A 16,610-nucleotide genomic window follows, 5' to 3' on the forward strand; every position below is an offset into this window, starting at 1 on the left:
GACGGCTTTTTAACTTTTGGCGGCTCCCTGTTCAGACGACCCCTGCAATCGACTGGATTGCTACAGCACTTTCAATTCCGTGCAGTCAGCGATGTGGTCGAAGTTGCGGTCCTTGTGAAACAGGATGAGATCGTGTTCCAGGCAGATGGCGGCGATGAGGCAATCGACGGTCTTCCTCACCGTCTTGCCCTGCTTGCGGCAGTCCCGGTAAATCTGCGCCGCTTTCAGGTAGGTTTCGAAGTCCTTTGGCTGGCAAAGGGGGAATGCAAGCAGGGATTCTTTTACTTTATTAAAGTCCTTGTCCTCCCGGATACCCTGCAGGGTTTCTGTCAAGATGATACCCGTTAGGGCAAGATCCGCTTCTTCCTCAATGAGCCGGCGCAGGGCGCGCCGCTCCCGGGAATCCGCACCTTTCAGAAAATCCACCCAGACGCTGGTGTCCACCAGAATCATGTGCGTCCTTTCCGCATCTCATCCAGCTTTCCGGTCCATTTCACTTTCCCTTCGAGGTCGAGCAGTTTTTTCCGTTTGCGCCGGGTGATGAGTTCTTCCAGGGCGTAATTCACCAGTTCCTTTTTCGTTTTCTTGCGGGTCAGCCGCATGGCTTCCTTCACCAGTTTTTCGTCGAGTTCGATATTGGTGCGTAACATGGTAAAATCCTCCATGATTGAATACACATATACTATCGATTTTATGTGTATAAGGCAAGGCGACTCGGACGGCTTTTTTGATAGACCCTATGCAAGCGGCCAGAAATGGCCCAAGCGGGGCAATCCCTGGCCGCGTGCTTTAGGCCTGAGCTTTATTTGACGGGTTTCATGGTCATGTAGCTGTTGATCAGGTTACGGTAGTCGGGGATATGATTTGCGAACAGTTGGCCCAATCCCTCGATATCGTTTCGCCAGTCACGATGCAACTCGCAGGCAACGCCGAACCAGGACATCATCTGGGCCCCTGCGGCGGACATTCGATCCCACGCCGAATATCGCGTGAATTCGTTGAAGGTTCCGGAAGCGTCCGTCACGACGAATACTTCGAAGCCTTCCTCTATCGCCGACAGCGCAGGAAACGCGACGCATACTTCCGTTACAATACCGGCCACGATCAATTGTTTTTTACCTGTGGCTTTGACAGCTTTCACAAACTCCTCATTATCCCAGGCGTTGATCTGACCGGGGCGGGCGATGTAAGGCGCGGAAGGGAAGGTTTCTTTAAGCTCTGCCATCAGTGGCCCGTTCGGACCGTCCTCAAAACTGGTCGTCAGGATCGTCGGCAAATTGAAGTATTTTGCCAGATCAGCCAGAGCCAGAATATTATTCTTAAATGTATCTGGGTCCAGGTCCCGCACCAGTGATAAAAGGCCCGCCTGGTGATCGACCAGCAGGACTGCGGCGTCGTTTTTGTCCAGCCGAATGTAAGGTTTGGTCATTGTTCCCTCCCTGTTTTAAATTTTTAGTGATGGTTGTTTTTTAACTACATTTTTTCTGTTTTTAGCTCCCGCCTGGCTTCCGCGAAGCGGATGAGGTGGTACACCTGCGTGTTGTGCGGCACCGGCATGCCGTGCTGCTCGCCCAGCTTCATGACCGCGCCGTTCAAGGCGTCGATCTCGGTGCGCTTGCCGGCGCGCAGGTCCTGCAACATGGAAGGAATGTGACGGTAGGTCGCGGGCAGTTGCTTTTTGTAAAAGGTGTCGAGGTAGCCGTCCGCCGACTCCCAGTGCGTGCGGTACCCCGCCGCCTGCATGACGGCGAACACCTCGCGCGCGATGGCGTCCATCAGCCGCCTGGTGTCGGGCGATTCGCCAAGCAGGCCGTACGGCACGTCGAACAGCGTGCTCAATCCGTTCAGCATGCAGTTGTACAGCATCTTCGCCCACAGGTCGCGTCCCACCGTCTTGGTCACCGCCGAAGGCAGGCCGCCGCCGTCGATGGCTTCACTCAACGGTTTCAAATCGCTCACTGCATCCTGGAACAACGATCCCACATGGACGGTGTCGGCGTGCACGGTGATATCGACATGATGCGGCGCGGGCCGGGTGAAGCCGGTGATGACGCGCGCGTTCTTCACGCGCTCTTCAGGAAAGTGTTGTGCGAAGATCTCGGCATTGCCCCAGCCGTTCTGGCACAGCACGAGCGGGGTGCGGGCATCTTTTATGAACGCAACCGATGCAAGGTCCTGCGCTGCCGATGCGGTGTCGAACGACTTGGTGCAGACGAGGATGAAATCGTAAGCGGTTTCATCGAGATCGGTCACCGACGCCACCGCGCCGAAGGCGGACGGCGGTGCGTGGACTTCGCCGAACAGTCCGCTGCGCGTGAGTCCATTCCGGCAGAGCGCCTCCACCGTTTGCGCGCGACCGACGAGATCGACCCGATGCCCCGTCTTCATCAGGCAGGACGCGATCCCGAGCCCCACCGCCCCGGCTCCATAGATCAGAATCTTCATGGCTCACATTCTACCACCCATTGCATGGGAGGCAGATGGGTACTGCTCAATGGTTTCTGCGATGGTCCGTGGGCCCGTTCCGAAAGTATTTCTTGCTTGCTGCGGGCCACGCCCGCCCCACTACGTGGGGTGGAAAATGGGTACTTCTTGGCGGGCGGAACGAGGGTCCGTGGGCCCGCTCCTCTAGGAGGAGTAGAAATAGGTACTGCCCAATTGGCGGAACGAGGGTCCTCCAGCCCAATTTCAAATCCACACAATCTTCATTCGAATCGGGTTCCATCCGATATAATAAGGTATGAATTTTATAAAACTCGCCATTTGTTTTGGGTTGATGAGCGCCGCATTGGGCGCTCCCGAGCAGACCCTCGTGGGCAAGGCGGTGCGCGTATTGTCCGGCGACACCTTCGCGCTTGAGGTTGAGGGCAAACTGTACAAGGTGCGGCTGGAAGAAGTGGATGCGCCGGAAGCCAGCCAGCCGTTTGGCAAGCAGGCCTTCGATTATCTGCAAGAGCTGATCCTGCACCGTGCCCTGCGCGTCGATGTCGCGTTTGTGGACACATACGGCCGGCATGTGGGCCGCGTCGTGCTGGCGGGCGGCCGGGTGGTCAATGACGAAGTCATCGCCAACGGCTACGGCTGGCATTACCGCGCCACGCCGGACCCCGACAAGCGGCTGACGGAACTGGAGCGCTACGCCTTCGCCCACAGCCTGGGGCTGTGGATGCAGGTGGAGCCGGTGCCGCCGTGGGAGCACCGCCGGGAGAAGACCCTCCCCGAAGCGCCGCGCGTGGCGGCGGAAATGGATTACGACCGCGTTCTGCATTACGGGATTGTAGGCGATCCCCAAAGCCGCACCTACCAGTGGCCCGCCTGCGGGGGTTACACCCGCGCCGCGCGCATCAAAAAGCCGGTCATTTTCCAGACCCGCCAGCAGGCCCAGGAGATGGGCTACCGGCCCGCCGCTGGGTGTCCTTCCTGATATGAGGAGGGGTCATCGGTAACCTCCCCTGCGCGGAGAAGCAGATCGGTAATGCTTGAAGAGCGACCATGGTCTGCGGACCTCTTCCATAAACGGCCAATTTTCCTCCGGGTGATACCCGGCCCTCCTTGAAAAGGAGGGGAGAATTTGTGAAAAAATTTCACCTTTTTAGAAGAAGAAACCCCCCCTAGCCCCCCTTACAAGGGGGGATCGAATGGTCTGCCCGCCTGGCCCGAAAATGGGGTTCGGTATTGTTTATCCTATTTCGTGCGAGTTGGGCTTTCGCGAACGCGTTCCTTTATATATAATCAACCAGCATGAACAACGCTGACGAAAAACAGAATGCGGCCCAGAGCGAAGCCGTTTCCTCCCCCGGTACGCGGGTGCCGGAGTTGCTGGCCCCGGCAGGCAGCCCGGAGAAGCTCGATTACGCCCTGGCCTACGGCGCCGATGCGGTGTACGCGGGCATCCCGCGCTTTTCCCTGCGCGCCCGCGAGAATCCGTTCAAGGACGCGACGCTGAAAGACGCCATCGAGCGCACGCACCAGATGGGGCGGAAGATTTACATCACCGCCAACATCCTGCCGCCCAATCGCAAGATCGATTCGTTCAAGCAGTCGCTGGCGTTTTACGCGGAGGCGCAACCCGACGCCTTCATCATGGCCGATCCGGGGATGATCCGGTTCGCCCGCCGCGAGTTCCCGCATGTGCCGGTTCATTTGTCGGTGCAGACCAACACCATCAATTACGAGTCGGTGCAGTTCTGGCTCGACGAAGGCGTGAGCCGTATCATCCTGTCGCGCGAGTTGTCTTTGCCGGAGATCGCCGAGATCCACGAGAAGGTGCCGGGGATGGAGCTGGAGTCGTTCGTGCACGGAGCAATTTGTATCGCCTATTCGGGCCGGTGCCTGCTGTCGAATTATTTCAATCATCGCGACGCCAACCAGGGCACCTGCACCAACAGTTGCCGCTGGGAGTACAACGTGCACCAGCAGCCGCACGAGTCGGCCCCGGTGCAGAGCACGCACCAGCCGGAAATTCTGAACGGCGAGTATTTTCTGGAAGAGCGCGAGCGGCCGGGCGAGCTGATGCCCATTGACGAAGACGAGCACGGCACCTACATCATGAATTCGAAGGACCTGCGCGCCATCGAGTACCTGAAACCGATTCATGACGCGGGCGTGTGTTCGTTCAAGATCGAGGGCCGCACCAAAACGATTTATTATTTATCGATGGTGGTGCGCAGTTACCGCCGCGCCATCGACGACCTCGTGCGCGGCAACAAATTCGATCCCGCGCTCATCGACGAGATCAACAAGACCGCCAACCGCGGCTTCACGTCGGCGTTCCTGGTGCCGCGCGCCGATCACCAGACCGAGCGTTTCGATTCGGCGCAGGAAAACGACCTGCCGCAGGTGTTCGCCGGTCAGGTCAAGGACACGCGTCCCGGCTGGATGGAAGTGGAAGTGAAGAACCGGATTGAGGTGGGCGATCGCATTGAGTACATCTCGCCGACCCGGCAGGAACATTTTACCTTGCAGGCGATGGAGAACACGAAGGGCGAATCCATCAACGTCGCGCACGGCGGAGCGGGCAAGGTATGGATCGCCACCGATCAGAGCGTCGAGCCCTACGCCCTGCTCAGCCGCGTGGTGGCGTCCCAGCCCGCAGCCTCCAGCCTCTAATCCGTACCCCTCAGGGTTGGCGGAACCGAGTCCTTTTATAATAATGTAGCGTTTCGTATGTAAGGCGGGGGCGTGCGGTGCGACCTCACCCCGGATGGTCCGGTTTGTCGCTGCGTTTGGAGATTTCGGCGAACAGCAGGACGAGGAAGATGATGGCGCTCAGCCCCGCCGCGAGCCAGAAATCGACGCTCTTGTTTTCCAGGTCGAAGAAGTCGTAAGTCATTGTCCCATCAATGATTAGGATGATGATGGCGATGCTGAGCAGCAGAATGAGTTTTCTCAAAGCCGGGTCCTTACGCTGTGAGTGTGAAGGGGGACCGGTGCGGCACCGGCGTCCTGTTGCGGGGTGGACGGGCGCGGCGGATCCGGCATGGATGGCCCCTGAGTCCGATCCTGAAATTATTTTTGAAACCGGTAGCGGCTTGCTTATATAATGAAGACCGCCTCATTTGTTATTTGAATTTTAACAAGTTATAGACCGAGCGCAAGCCGGATTCCGATTTCCCGGGAAAATGAATCGGCCGGCCCAACCCCTTGTATTCATAACCGATTTTTTCTGAAGGCAGACGTTCATATATGGCCATTCCAATTCGACAAGCGATGAAAGTAGGATTTTACCTGTTCAAGCAAAAGCTGCTCGGTAAAAAGAAATATCCATTGGTATTGATGCTTGAACCGTTGTACCGGTGCAACCTCGAATGTACGGGGTGCGGCAAAATTCAAAAACCCAACGACATTCTCAAACAATACCTGAGCGTGGAGCAGTCGCTGAATGCCGCCAAGGAATGCGGCGCGCCGATCGTTTCCATCGCCGGCGGCGAACCGCTGATTCATCCGCACATCGTGGAAATCGTTGAGGGGCTTGTCGATCAGGGGCGTTACGTGTACTTGTGCACCAACGCCATCCTGCTGGAAAAATATCTCGATCGCCTGCCGAAATCGCCGCTCCTCACGCTGTCGATCCACCTCGACGGCATGAAGGAACACCACGATCACATCTGCATGGAAGAGGGCGTGTACGACAAGGCGATGGACGCCATCCGCTCCGCCAAGAAGAAAGGCTTCCGCGTCACCACCAACACCACCTTCTTCGATGGGGTCTCGGTGGAATACGCCGAGGAGTTTCTGGACCACATCAAACCGCTGGGTGTGGACGGCATGACGGTTTCGTCTGCGTTCCAGTACCCGGATGCGCCGGACCAGCTGCATTTTCCCGGCCGGCAAAAGACGATGGCGTTTTTTGGCGACTTGCTGAAGCGCAACCAGGACGGTCGCTGGAATTTCAACCACTCCCCGTTCTACCTGGACTTTCTACAGGGCAAGCGCGATTACGACTGCACGCCGTGGGGCAATCCCTGTTACTCCGTGCTCGGCTGGCAGCGTCCCTGCTACCTGCTCGACGAAGGCTACGCCAAGAGTTTCCGCGAATTGATGAATGACACGGACTGGGACCAGTACGGTCACCGCAACCACGAGAAGTGCCGCGACTGCACCGCACACTGCGGCTACGAGGCCACGGCGGTGGAGGACTCGACGCGCGGCCTGCGCAACATGGTGTATTCCGCCAAAGCCGTCTTCCAATAGCCCCGCCTCGCGGGGAGGAAGCTGGGTACTGCCGTGTGGGCGAACGAGGGTCCACCCGCCCAATTTAAAATCCATTCCGTTTATTTTTTGACCCTCCCCTGTATTCAGGGGAGGGTTTTTAAATTGTCCTCTTTTACGGGCGAAGCCCGGCTCCCCTTGGTCAAGGAAAGCAAAGAAAGATCATCATTCCCCCTCACCCAACCTCAACCCGCTACTCAAGGAGTGCTCCCATCAAGGGAGGGGGAGTAATTTGAGGTTCCTTCTCCCCTGGTGGGAGCACTCCTTGAGTGACAGGCCAGGATGAGGGGGCTTTATAGCTTTTCCTCTTATCCGTTATGCAAAGCTCTCCTTTGTAAAGGGGTCAGGGGGCTTCTTCCTTTTTCCTATCCCATCGGCTCCGCCTTCCAGTTCAAGTTCCCCAAAATCACCTGTTTTTAGGACGGTCCGCCGCCTGCCTTCCCTGGCACGCTTCCCCAGTTGTGAAATCCGAAGTCATTTGCTATAATTTATTAATCTTAAAAAATTCAACCATTTAACGATAGAGTTTTATGACAGATTCAGTTCCACGTCGCAGGTTTCGGGTGGGATGGCATACCGCGATTGCCTTGGTGTTGTGTATTTTGTTCGTCGGCTGTGCCACCACCACGACCACGCCGCGTGAAAAACTGGATGCGCGCAAGCGGTACAACGATGCCCAAAAGTACAACACCCTCAACATGCGGGACAAGTATTACCAGGAACTGATCGATATCATCAAGCAGGTTCCGGACGACCCGTTTTACCGGGTGGCGCTGGGGGCGGCGCATTTTCGTGACCGCCATTACAAGCGGGCGGAGAAATCGTTTTTGCGCGCCGTCGAGTTGGATCCGGAATACATGAAGGCGTACCAGTACCTGGGCCGCCTTTACATGGAAGTGCAGCAATGGGATCGAGCGATCGTTTACATCAAAAAATCCCTGGAAGCGCAAAAGCTGCTGAACGCGCAACAGCTCTACAACTGGCTGGCGTTCAGTTATTATCAGAACAAGCAGTACAATGAGGCCGAACGTACCTGGCAGCGGGCGTTGGATATCAAGGACAACGAGGAGATCCGGGTGAATCTGGCTTTGGCCTACAGGAAGGCGGAGCAAAACGAGCTGGCTTATAAAAGTTTGCTGAAAGCGGTGGAGCTGAATCCAAAGTCCGCCCGCGCGCATTACGAACTGGGCCAGTTGTTGTTTGATGAAGGCGACTACCTGCGGGCGCGTCCGCATCTTCAGGAAGTGATCAACCTGCAGCCGCTGAGTGAGAACGCACGCACCGCGAAAACCATGTTGGATCGCATGAAAATTTCGACTGAGTGATCATGGCAGACAGTTTCGGCACGTATTTGAAGAATGAGAGGGAGTTGCGCGGCGCCAGCCTGAATGACATCGCCCACGCCACACGTATCCCGGAGCGTCACCTCGAAGCGCTGGAAGAGGACCGTTACGACGATCTGCCGGCGGAGGTCTTCATCAAAGGCTACATCCGCAACTATGGCGAAGCCTTGGGCATCGATGCCAATGAGTTATTGACCGCCTACGACGAACGTATCGGCAAGGGGCGGCGTGAAGAACGCGAAAAATCGTGGAAAGAAGTGGCGCATCAGGAACAGAAAAAAACCTCCATCCAGACTCAGTTGAAGCTGGTGGCTTTTCTGATCGGGATGGGGGTTGTGGGCTGGTTGGTGTGGGCTTCCTTAAACAACCCACCTTCCAGTGACTCGCAGGCAGTGCCCGTGCCGATGAAAACCCTACCGAAGGGTTTGAAAACGGTTCCGGCTCCGGAACCCGGTCCCGCTCCCAGTGGTGGTCAGGCACCGCCGCCGGGCATGGGCACCGAATCTCCGGGAGCCGAGGCGCCGCCGGGGCCAGAGATGAATGCCGAAACCGGACAAAATAAGGTACCCCAATTGGAAAATGGTGGTATAATGAACGACCTGCAAGATCAAACAGTTCCGACAAATCAACGCACTGTGGAGCCGTCACCGTCCGACAACGAGCGGGCCTTTTCTTTGGAAATCCGGGCCAAGGAAAAAGCCTGGTTTCACATGATTCTGGATGAGGAGAGGGAAAGGGATTTTACCTTGAATGCTGGCGAACGCATTGTGTTGCATGCGAACGAACAGATTCTGGCGGATATCGGAAACCGGAATGGAACCGAGTTTCTGTTAAACGGGAAAACGTATGAATTGCCGGGGACTCAGAATGTGGTCCTCAACTTCGTGTTCAAAGCCGAACTGGTAGAGTGATCTATGGCCAAAATCGACGCCTTCTTTAAACTGATGAATGAACAAGGGGCATCCGACCTGCATCTCGTGGCCGGTTCCCAGCCGGTCCTGCGTATTCATGGTGACATGGAACGCGTGAAGTACAAAACCCTCGAAAACGATGAGCTGAAAGGGATCCTGTACGAAATCGCGCCGGAAGACAAGATCAAGGTATTTGAGGAAACCGGCGACATCGACTTCGCCTACGAGGTGCCGGGGCTGGCGCGCTACCGCGCCAACTACTTCCAGCAGAAGTGGGGCATCGGCGCCGTCTTCCGCGAAATCCCCAGCACCATCCTGACTGCGGAGCAGTTGGGATTGCCGTCGGTTCTGACCAAGCTGTCCATGTTACACAAAGGCATGGTGCTGGTGACGGGTCCCACCGGTTCCGGAAAGTCCACCACGCTGGCGGCGATGATGGACCACGTCAACAAAAATAAGAAAGCGCACATCATCACCGTCGAAGACCCGGTCGAGTTCGTGCATAAAAGTGCGAGCTGCGTGGTGAATCACCGCGAGGTGGGCGTGCACACCAAAAGTTTCAAAGCCGCGTTGAAGGGGGCGTTGCGCGAAGACCCGGACATCATCCTGGTCGGCGAAATGCGCGACCTGGAAACCATCGAGCTGGCGCTGGAAGCCGCGTCCACCGGCCACCTTGTGTTCGGCACCCTGCATACGCAGAGCGCCGCCAAGACCGTGGATCGCGTCATCGACGTGTTTCCCGCCAACCAGCAAGCGCAGATCCGCACCACGCTGTCCGAAAGTTTGAAGGGCGTCGTGGCGCAGAACCTGTTCAAGCGCGTGGACAAGAAGGGCCGTCTGGCGGTGCTCGAAGTGCTCGTGGTCACGCCGGCCACCTCAAACCTGATTCGTGAAGGCAAAACCTTTCAGATTCCCTCCGTCATCCAGACCGGAAAAAAATACGGCATGCAGTCGTTGGACGACGCCATCCTGGAAGCGTTGCAGGCGAAGAAGATCAGCCCGGAAGACGCTTACGACAAATCGATCGTTAAAGAGCGGTTCGTTCAGTATTTGAAAACGCCGCCGGAATTTATTTAAGTCCACTTCAGGGATGCGACCATGAGAAAAGCCGAAATCGACCACATCCTGACAACGATGCTGGAATCATTCGGAAACATCTCCGATCTCAACATCACCGTGGGCAAGCCGTTCCAGGTGGAGAACTCGGGTCAGTTGACGGAAGTGCCCATGCATCCGCCGATCCCGAAGATCACCGCGTTCCAGGCGGAGATTTTCGCGCTGAACCTCATTGGCGCCGACCGGCGGTTGAACGAGATCCTGCTGCGCGAAGGCTCCTGCGACTGCTCGTACTACATTCCCGGCAAGGCCCGTTTCCGCGTCAACATTTTTTCCCAGCGCGGCAACTACAGCATCGTGTTGCGCAAACTGGAAACGCGGATTCCTTCCATCGACGATTTAAAACTGCCGCCGCAGTTTGCGAAGGCGGCGGAAGAGAAAAACGGCATGGTGCTGGTCACCGGTGCCACCGGTTCCGGTAAGTCCACCACCCTGGCGGCGTTGCTCAATCGGATCAACCACGACAAGTCGGTGCACATCATCACCCTGGAAGATCCGGTGGAGTTCGTGCATCCGCATTTGAAATCGACGTTCAACCAGCGCGAACTGGGTGGCGACTTCAACAACTTCGCCACCGGTCTGCGGGCCGCGTTGCGTCAGGCGCCCAAGGTCATTCTGGTGGGCGAAATGCGCGACCGGGAAACGGTGGAGATCGGCATGAGCGCCGCCGAAACCGGTCACCTCGTGATGAGCACCCTGCACACCGTGGACGCCGGACAGACCATCAACCGCATCGTCGGCATGTTTTCGCAGGAAGAAGAACAGCAGATCCGCATCCGCCTCGCGGACACCGTGCGCTGGGTCATCAGTCAAAGGCTGGTGCCGAAAGCCGGTGGCGGGCGCATCGCCCTGCTTGAAATCATGAACAACAACATGCGCATCAAGGACACGATCCTCAACGGCGAGGAAGATGGAAAAACCTATTACGACATCATCCGCGACGGCGATGCTTACGGCATGTGGACGTTCGACCAACACATCATCAAATTGTATAAGGAAGATCTCATCACGCAGGAAACGGCGCTGGCCTACGCCTCGCGGCGCAACGTGGTGGCGCGCGGCATCGACACCATCAAGTCTGAGCGCGGCGAAGCGACGACGGATATCGAAGAACTGGCGCTGGACGATTCCTACGACAAGGATGCAGGTTTTGCCAAAAAGAAAAAATTGCGAAAATGAAGCGGTCCCGATGAGGAGAGAATGAATGCAGGTCACCTGTAGCCAGTGCAGCAAGGCGATCAATATTCCGGATGAAAAAGTGCCGAAGGACCAGGCCTTCAACCTCACCTGCCCGGCGTGTAAGACCAAAAACCGCATCGACCAGCATCTGAAACCGGAAGAACCGGAAGAGGATGACGCGATGGACACCATGCTGATGGTTACGGATGAGGCCTTCGAAGACGAAGAGACTCCCCCGATTTATGAAGAGGGCGACAAGGTGGCGCTCATCATGAGCCCTCAAAACTACGATGCCCTGGGCGAGGCGTTGACCGCCCTGGGATATAAGTTGGAGACGTCCAAAACGCCTGAGCATGGCGCGCACAAGTTGAAATTCTTTCATTACCACGTCGTGGTGTTTCATGAACGGTTCGGCTGCGATTCGCTTGAGGAAAGTTCGCTTTACAAGTATGTGCTGAACATGCCCATGTCCACCCGCCGCAAAACCTTCATAGCGCTGGTTGGCGCGGAGTTCAAATCCACGGACAACATGGAAGCGTTTGCGTACAGCGTCAACCAGGTCATCAATGAAAAAGATATGGACAAGCTGGACGTCATTTTGAAAAAGGGAATCTCTGATAACGAAATCTTCTATAGGATCTACCGGGAGACTATGGACGTTCTTGGAAAAGTTTGATTATGAGTCTTAAGGATACCCCGACAATTCAACGTTACGCCGATGGCGATGTCATCGTCTCGGAAGGCATTGTCAGCAACAACGCGTTCATCATTATCGAAGGCAAGGTCAACGTCACCAAAAAGGTGGATAAAAAGGGCGTGTTGATCAACACCCTCAAGGCGGGAGACGTGTTTGGCGAAATGGGCCTGATCTCCCAAACGGTCCGCAGCGCCAGCGTGGTTGCCGTGGGCAATGTGACCATCGGGGTCATTGAAAAAGAACAATTCAATCTCCTGGTGGAACAATTGCCGGACGATGTCCGCCTCGTGGTGAAGGCGCTGGTGGATCGGTTGCGCTTCACCAGCGAACAGCTTTCGCGTATCGGCCTGGAGCTGGAGAAAACGCGCAGCGTCATCTCATCCTTTTCGATCAACCAATAACCACACGGAAAAGAGCCATGCCAACTTTTACGTACAAAACGACGGTAAGAGGGAAAACCCAGAGCGGTGAGGTGGAAGCCGTTAACGAACAGGGTGCGCGGGCGAAACTCCAGCAAAAAAATATCAAGGTGGACAGCCTGAAGCCGAAGTCTTCGTTTTTCTCAATGGAGTTGGGTGGCGCCAATAAACAAAAAATCACCGAACGCGATGTGGTCATCTTCACCCGCCAGTTTTCCACGATGGTGGACGCGGGTCTGCCGTTGGTTCAGTGTCTCGAAATTCTGGGCAGGCAGTCCGACAACAAAACCTTCGGCGGCATCATCATGGATGTCAAAAATCAGATCGAACAGGGCAGCAACCTGTCCGATGCGATGCGCCGTCATCAAAAAGTCTGGGACGCCCTGTATTGCAACCTGGTCGAAGCCGGCGAGGCGGGCGGTATTCTCGACACCATTCTGGCGCGGCTGGCCGCGTACATCGAAAAATCGCTGGCTCTCAAGAAGAAAGTCAAAGCGGCCATGGTGTATCCCGGCGCCATCGTCACCGTCGCCTTCGTGGTCGTGGCGTTTCTGATGATCTTCGTCATCCCCGCGTTCGCCACGATGTTCGAGGGGAGCGGCCAGGAACTGCCCGGCCCCACCGCGATCGTCATGATGGTCAGTAACTTTTTCCGCGATCAATGGTACGTCATTGTCGGCGCGCCCATCCTGTTCGTGTTCCTTTTCAAGAAGGTGTACGCCACGGAGCGCGGCCACATCGAAATCGACCGCATCGCCCTCAAGCTGCCGGTCATGGGCATGCTGATCCGGAAAGTGTCCGTCGCCAAATTCACCCGCACTTTGGGAACGCTGCTTTCCAGCGGCGTGCCGCTGATCGACGCCATGGACATCTGCGCACGCACCTCCGGCAACAAGATTGTGGAGCGTGCCATCGTCAACACCATCCAATCCATCAAGGAAGGTGAGACCATCGCCGCACCCCTGGCGCGTGAAGACGTGTTTCCACCCATGGTCATCCAGATGATCGACGTGGGTGAGTCCGCCGGTGCGCTCGATGGCATGCTCGGCAAGATCGCGGACTTTTACGATGAAGAAGTGGACACCGCCGTCGAGGGCCTGACGGCCCTGCTCGAACCCATGCTCATGGTGTTCCTGGGTTCGGTGGTGGGCTTCATCGTTGTCGCCATGTACCTGCCCATTTTCAAAATGGGTGAAAACTTCTAAACGGCGACCGTGCACTCCCCTGCACCTGCACAACGCAAATCAAGGGGCAACCGGTATTCCGCTGCGGCGGAGCCGACGACATTGAGGAGACCATGTTGAAAACCCAGGATTATCCTGACAAGGAACTCCTCCTTCGGGTCAAATCGATCATGGTGATCCGCGTCGTATTTCTGACCGGATTCGTCGCCCTCGCCATTGCCTTCGAGCACAACGCCCGTTACGAAACCCCCATCATTCCGCTCAGCATCGTTCTCGGCAGCGCCTACTTCCTGTGCATCATTTATGCTCTGATGTTGAAGATGAAGATGCCCCTCAACTGGGTGGCCTATGCGCAGGTCCTGGGCGATCTGGCGACCGTGGGCGGTTTGATCTACACCACCGGCGGCATTGAAAGCCCGCTTTCCTTTGTATTCCTGTTTGTGATCATCGCCACCAGCGTCATGTTGCCGCGCGCGGCGGTGTACCTGGCCGCATCCGGCGCCAGCATCATTTACGGACTGCTGGTGGACCTGGAATACTTCAACTTCATCCAACCCATTTATTTTTTCCAGAAGTCGAATATCTCCTATCAAGGCGCCTACGGGTTTTACATCATCGCCCTCAATCTGACCTCTTTTTATTCGGTGGCGTATCTCAGCAGCATTCTCAATCACCGCCTTCGCATCATCAACGACGAGCTGCATTCCAAAAGCCTGGACCTGAAGAAACTTCAGGAATTCCACAAGAACGTGGTGCAGAACATGGTCAACGGGTTGTTGACCACGGATCACAACGGCCACGTCACCTCCGTCAACACCGCGTGCGAACAGATCACCGGTTGTTCGGCCGATCACAGCCTGGGGAGGCTGGCGTACGACCTGTTGCCGGTCCCTACGCTGAAAACGTTTTTCCTGGGCCGCCAGTCGGTGCAGCTTCCGGCAACGCTGGAAGGCGAGTTTCAACGCAATGATGGGGAAACCATTCTCGTGGTCATGAAGATCAGTTCGTTGATCCGACCCAGCATGGACCCCTTCAAGGACGGCTACAAATCGGAAGGCTACATCGTGGTGTTGGACGATTTGACCGAACTGCGCAAGATGGAAGAAAAAATATTGCAGTCGGAACAGTTGGCGGCGGTGGGACGGTTCTCCGCCGGACTGGCGCACGAAATCCGCAATCCACTGGCGTCACTCAGCGGTTCCATCCAGGTGCTGCGCGATTCGTTGCAGGTGGAGGATCAGTACAAACGCTTGATGGACATCGTGATCTCAGAAACGGAACGGTTGAACGCGATCATCAAGGATTTTCTTTCGTACTCGCAACCGCGCAAGTCCAAGGCGACGGTCATCGACCTCACGCAACTGTTGCAGGATGTGGTGTTGCTGATCAAGAACAACAACGAATACGACTGCTCCATTGAAATTGAACTGGACATGCCGGCCCGGCACATCGTCATTCAAAGCGAGGAAGACCAGGTCAAGCAGATGGTGTGGAATCTGTGCCTCAACGGCATGCAGGCCATGGATCGCGCCGGGACCATCCGCCTGGAACTGAAGGAAGTGCAGGGCCACCGGCATCGCGATTTCGAAACCGATCGCAAAGGCGTTCTTCTTTCCGTGGAAGATCAGGGTCGCGGCATCCCTCCGGACAAACTCAAACAAATATTCGATCCCTTTTTCACCACGCGGGAGGAAGGGATCGGGCTCGGCCTGGCGACGGTGAACAAGATCATCCAGCGTTTCGGCGGTCAGATTGGTGTGGTCAGCGAGGTCGGCAAGGGAACCCGGTTCGATATTTTTCTGCCGCAGGAACGCGCCATCGTCGGGACCCGTGAGCCCAAGCAGGAAAAAAGATCGCAAACCTTGTCCCCGAATTAGTATCCTCGGCGCATGTTCAACCCACGAATATTTTTCGGAACGCAATCCCGGATTCCGGATTCCACGCCCCGATGCCTCTGCATGCGTGCCACCCATCTGATTCAGGCACTCGGCATGGTGGCCCTGTGCCTGCTGGGGGCCGCCTGTGCGTCCGCGCCGCCGTCCGTCCACATCAACGACATGGCCGTCATCCCGGCAGGCCCCTTCACCATGGGTCTGAATATCGACAACGAATACGGATGGGGAGACACCGACGAGCAGCCGGTGCACACGGTGTATCTCGATGCCTACGCCATCGATTTCTACGAAGTCACGGCGCAGCAGTTCGCGGAGTTCCTGAACGCGGCACCCGAAAAAGCTTCGCGTTTCATTGAGCTGCGCGATGCGGTGACCGTGGAGAAGGTGGGCGGACGTTTCCGCGCCCGTCCGGGATTGGAACGCCACCCGGTCAACCGGGTCAGCTGGTACGGCGCGGACGCGTACTGCCGCTGGGTGGGCAAACGCCTGCCGACGGAAGCGGAATGGGAAAAAGCCGCGCGCGGCACCGATGGCCGCCTGTTCCCCTGGGGCAATGCGTTCCCGGACAACGACCGCGTCACCTTCCGCCGTTCGTTCGCCACACTCGGTTTCGGCGTCATGGAACCGGTGGACGGCCTGCTTGCCGGGCGCTCGCCTTACGGCTTGCATCACATGGCGGGCAATGTGTGGGAATGGGTGGGAGACTGGTATGCGCCTGCATATTACGAAATGTCTCCGCCGCGGAATCCAACGGGACCGGAACGCGGCGAGTCGCGCGTGCTGCGCGGCGGCAACTGGTACTTCAAAGCTTACTACCTGCGCACCACCTACCGCTTCAACGAACATCCCGATGTGTTCAAAGTCTGGCAAGGCTTCCGCTGCGCGGCGACTCCACTACGTGGAGGGGAAACCGGCTAATACATTCATGACAGGGCGATGGTCGGTGGGCGCAGGCTACGCCTGAGGGAACAGGCCAATGCACTCATGAGCGGACGACGGTGAACGGGCGCGTTCAGGATAGCCCTCGTTCCCTCCGGGGGTGGCCCGGCTCCTTGGAATGACACGCTGGAGCCGGACTTGTCATTCCGAGCGTCAGCGAGGAATCTATGGGTAGCCTTGCCAGGCTTTATTGTCCCTCCCCTTACTAAGGGGAGG

At 56.8% G+C, this 16,610-nt stretch carries 17 protein-coding genes; 12 read left to right on the forward strand and 5 right to left on the reverse strand.

Annotated elements, in window-relative coordinates; translation table 11 throughout:
• Nucleotides 1-60 precede the first annotated feature (60 nt).
• The 4 genes from vapC to QML71_RS00115 all read right to left on the reverse strand — a co-directional run bounded on the left by vapC (nucleotide 61) and on the right by QML71_RS00115 (nucleotide 2,445).
• Complete coding sequence (gene vapC / locus QML71_RS00100; protein ID WP_282009859.1) at nucleotides 61-453, reverse strand: type II toxin-antitoxin system VapC family toxin; 393 nt, start codon at nucleotides 451-453, stop codon at nucleotides 61-63.
• On the reverse strand, nucleotides 450-650 hold the full coding sequence (locus QML71_RS00105; RefSeq protein WP_282009860.1) for a type II toxin-antitoxin system VapB family antitoxin: 201 nt from the start codon (nucleotides 648-650) through the stop codon (nucleotides 450-452). The genes vapC and QML71_RS00105 overlap by 4 nt, the downstream gene beginning before the upstream one ends.
• 152 nt (nucleotides 651-802) lie before the next feature.
• A complete protein-coding gene (gene ycaC / locus QML71_RS00110) occupies nucleotides 803-1,429 on the reverse strand; it encodes an isochorismate family cysteine hydrolase YcaC (RefSeq protein ID WP_282009861.1) in 627 nt (208 codons plus the stop codon).
• Nucleotides 1,430-1,473: 44 nt separating this feature from the next.
• Nucleotides 1,474-2,445: a ketopantoate reductase family protein gene (locus QML71_RS00115; RefSeq protein ID WP_282009862.1), complete on the reverse strand. Its 972-nt coding sequence runs from the start codon at nucleotides 2,443-2,445 to the stop codon at nucleotides 1,474-1,476.
• Between the two features lie 295 nt (nucleotides 2,446-2,740).
• On the opposite strand from QML71_RS00115, the gene QML71_RS00120 reads away from it, so the two are divergent.
• Both QML71_RS00120 and trhP read left to right on the forward strand, forming a co-directional pair.
• Nucleotides 2,741-3,424: a thermonuclease family protein gene (locus QML71_RS00120; protein WP_282009863.1), complete on the forward strand. Its 684-nt coding sequence runs from the start codon at nucleotides 2,741-2,743 to the stop codon at nucleotides 3,422-3,424.
• Between the two features lie 317 nt (nucleotides 3,425-3,741).
• Nucleotides 3,742-5,109, forward strand: coding sequence for a prephenate-dependent tRNA uridine(34) hydroxylase TrhP (gene trhP, locus QML71_RS00125; RefSeq protein ID WP_282009864.1), 1,368 nt, complete (start codon nucleotides 3,742-3,744; stop codon nucleotides 5,107-5,109).
• 85 nt (nucleotides 5,110-5,194) lie between these two features.
• Here the strand turns inward: trhP and QML71_RS00130 are convergent, their stop codons facing one another.
• Complete coding sequence (locus QML71_RS00130) at nucleotides 5,195-5,392, reverse strand: hypothetical protein (protein WP_282009865.1); 198 nt, start codon at nucleotides 5,390-5,392, stop codon at nucleotides 5,195-5,197.
• 293 nt (nucleotides 5,393-5,685) lie between these two features.
• On the opposite strand from QML71_RS00130, the gene hpnH reads away from it, so the two are divergent.
• From hpnH to QML71_RS00180, 10 genes are all read left to right on the forward strand, one after another.
• Complete coding sequence (hpnH, locus tag QML71_RS00135; protein ID WP_282009866.1) at nucleotides 5,686-6,693, forward strand: adenosyl-hopene transferase HpnH; 1,008 nt, start codon at nucleotides 5,686-5,688, stop codon at nucleotides 6,691-6,693.
• Between the two features lie 581 nt (nucleotides 6,694-7,274).
• The gene (locus QML71_RS00140; RefSeq protein WP_282009867.1) at nucleotides 7,275-8,036 is read left to right on the forward strand and encodes a tetratricopeptide repeat protein; all 762 of its coding nucleotides are present in this window, start codon (nucleotides 7,275-7,277) and stop codon (nucleotides 8,034-8,036) included.
• Between the two features lie 2 nt (nucleotides 8,037-8,038).
• Complete coding sequence (locus tag QML71_RS00145; protein ID WP_282009868.1) at nucleotides 8,039-8,965, forward strand: RodZ domain-containing protein; 927 nt, start codon at nucleotides 8,039-8,041, stop codon at nucleotides 8,963-8,965.
• A 3-nt stretch (nucleotides 8,966-8,968) separates the two neighbouring features.
• Entirely contained in the window at nucleotides 8,969-10,042 is a 1,074-nt protein-coding gene (locus tag QML71_RS00150) for a type IV pilus twitching motility protein PilT (RefSeq protein WP_282009869.1), read from the forward strand.
• A 21-nt stretch (nucleotides 10,043-10,063) separates the two neighbouring features.
• Nucleotides 10,064-11,260: a type IV pilus twitching motility protein PilT gene (locus tag QML71_RS00155; RefSeq protein WP_282009870.1), complete on the forward strand. Its 1,197-nt coding sequence runs from the start codon at nucleotides 10,064-10,066 to the stop codon at nucleotides 11,258-11,260.
• Nucleotides 11,261-11,285: 25 nt separating this feature from the next.
• Entirely contained in the window at nucleotides 11,286-11,936 is a 651-nt protein-coding gene (locus tag QML71_RS00160) for a zinc-ribbon domain-containing protein (RefSeq protein WP_282009871.1), read from the forward strand.
• Nucleotides 11,937-11,938: 2 nt separating this feature from the next.
• Complete coding sequence (locus tag QML71_RS00165) at nucleotides 11,939-12,358, forward strand: Crp/Fnr family transcriptional regulator (RefSeq protein WP_282009872.1); 420 nt, start codon at nucleotides 11,939-11,941, stop codon at nucleotides 12,356-12,358.
• A gap of 17 nt (nucleotides 12,359-12,375) precedes the next feature.
• Entirely contained in the window at nucleotides 12,376-13,581 is a 1,206-nt protein-coding gene (locus QML71_RS00170; RefSeq protein WP_282009873.1) for a type II secretion system F family protein, read from the forward strand.
• A gap of 92 nt (nucleotides 13,582-13,673) precedes the next feature.
• Complete coding sequence (locus QML71_RS00175) at nucleotides 13,674-15,437, forward strand: ATP-binding protein (protein WP_282009874.1); 1,764 nt, start codon at nucleotides 13,674-13,676, stop codon at nucleotides 15,435-15,437.
• Between the two features lie 81 nt (nucleotides 15,438-15,518).
• On the forward strand, nucleotides 15,519-16,373 hold the full coding sequence (locus tag QML71_RS00180; protein ID WP_282009875.1) for a formylglycine-generating enzyme family protein: 855 nt from the start codon (nucleotides 15,519-15,521) through the stop codon (nucleotides 16,371-16,373).
• Nucleotides 16,374-16,610: the final 237 nt, after the last annotated feature.

Origin of the sequence: Nitrospina watsonii (assembly GCF_946900835.1) — a bacterium.
Classification (GTDB): domain Bacteria; phylum Nitrospinota; class Nitrospinia; order Nitrospinales; family Nitrospinaceae; genus Nitrospina; species Nitrospina watsonii.

What these genes read in the sequence shown, in the direction of transcription:
- vapC (WP_282009859.1), bottom strand. Translation starts at nt 453, where the DNA reads ATGATTCTGGTGGACACCAGCGTCTGGGTGGATTTTCTGAAAGGTGCG.
- QML71_RS00105 (WP_282009860.1), bottom strand. Translation starts at nt 650, where the DNA reads ATGTTACGCACCAATATCGAACTCGACGAAAAACTGGTGAAGGAAGCC.
- ycaC (WP_282009861.1), bottom strand. Translation starts at nt 1,429, where the DNA reads ATGACCAAACCTTACATTCGGCTGGACAAAAACGACGCCGCAGTCCTG.
- QML71_RS00115 (WP_282009862.1), bottom strand. Translation starts at nt 2,445, where the DNA reads ATGAAGATTCTGATCTATGGAGCCGGGGCGGTGGGGCTCGGGATCGCG.
- QML71_RS00120 (WP_282009863.1), top strand. Translation starts at nt 2,741, where the DNA reads ATGAATTTTATAAAACTCGCCATTTGTTTTGGGTTGATGAGCGCCGCA.
- trhP (WP_282009864.1), top strand. Translation starts at nt 3,742, where the DNA reads ATGAACAACGCTGACGAAAAACAGAATGCGGCCCAGAGCGAAGCCGTT.
- hpnH (WP_282009866.1), top strand. Translation starts at nt 5,686, where the DNA reads ATGGCCATTCCAATTCGACAAGCGATGAAAGTAGGATTTTACCTGTTC.
- QML71_RS00145 (WP_282009868.1), top strand. Translation starts at nt 8,039, where the DNA reads ATGGCAGACAGTTTCGGCACGTATTTGAAGAATGAGAGGGAGTTGCGC.
- QML71_RS00150 (WP_282009869.1), top strand. Translation starts at nt 8,969, where the DNA reads ATGGCCAAAATCGACGCCTTCTTTAAACTGATGAATGAACAAGGGGCA.
- QML71_RS00155 (WP_282009870.1), top strand. Translation starts at nt 10,064, where the DNA reads ATGAGAAAAGCCGAAATCGACCACATCCTGACAACGATGCTGGAATCA.
- QML71_RS00160 (WP_282009871.1), top strand. Translation starts at nt 11,286, where the DNA reads ATGCAGGTCACCTGTAGCCAGTGCAGCAAGGCGATCAATATTCCGGAT.
- QML71_RS00165 (WP_282009872.1), top strand. Translation starts at nt 11,939, where the DNA reads ATGAGTCTTAAGGATACCCCGACAATTCAACGTTACGCCGATGGCGAT.
- QML71_RS00170 (WP_282009873.1), top strand. Translation starts at nt 12,376, where the DNA reads ATGCCAACTTTTACGTACAAAACGACGGTAAGAGGGAAAACCCAGAGC.
- QML71_RS00175 (WP_282009874.1), top strand. Translation starts at nt 13,674, where the DNA reads ATGTTGAAAACCCAGGATTATCCTGACAAGGAACTCCTCCTTCGGGTC.
- QML71_RS00180 (WP_282009875.1), top strand. Translation starts at nt 15,519, where the DNA reads ATGCGTGCCACCCATCTGATTCAGGCACTCGGCATGGTGGCCCTGTGC.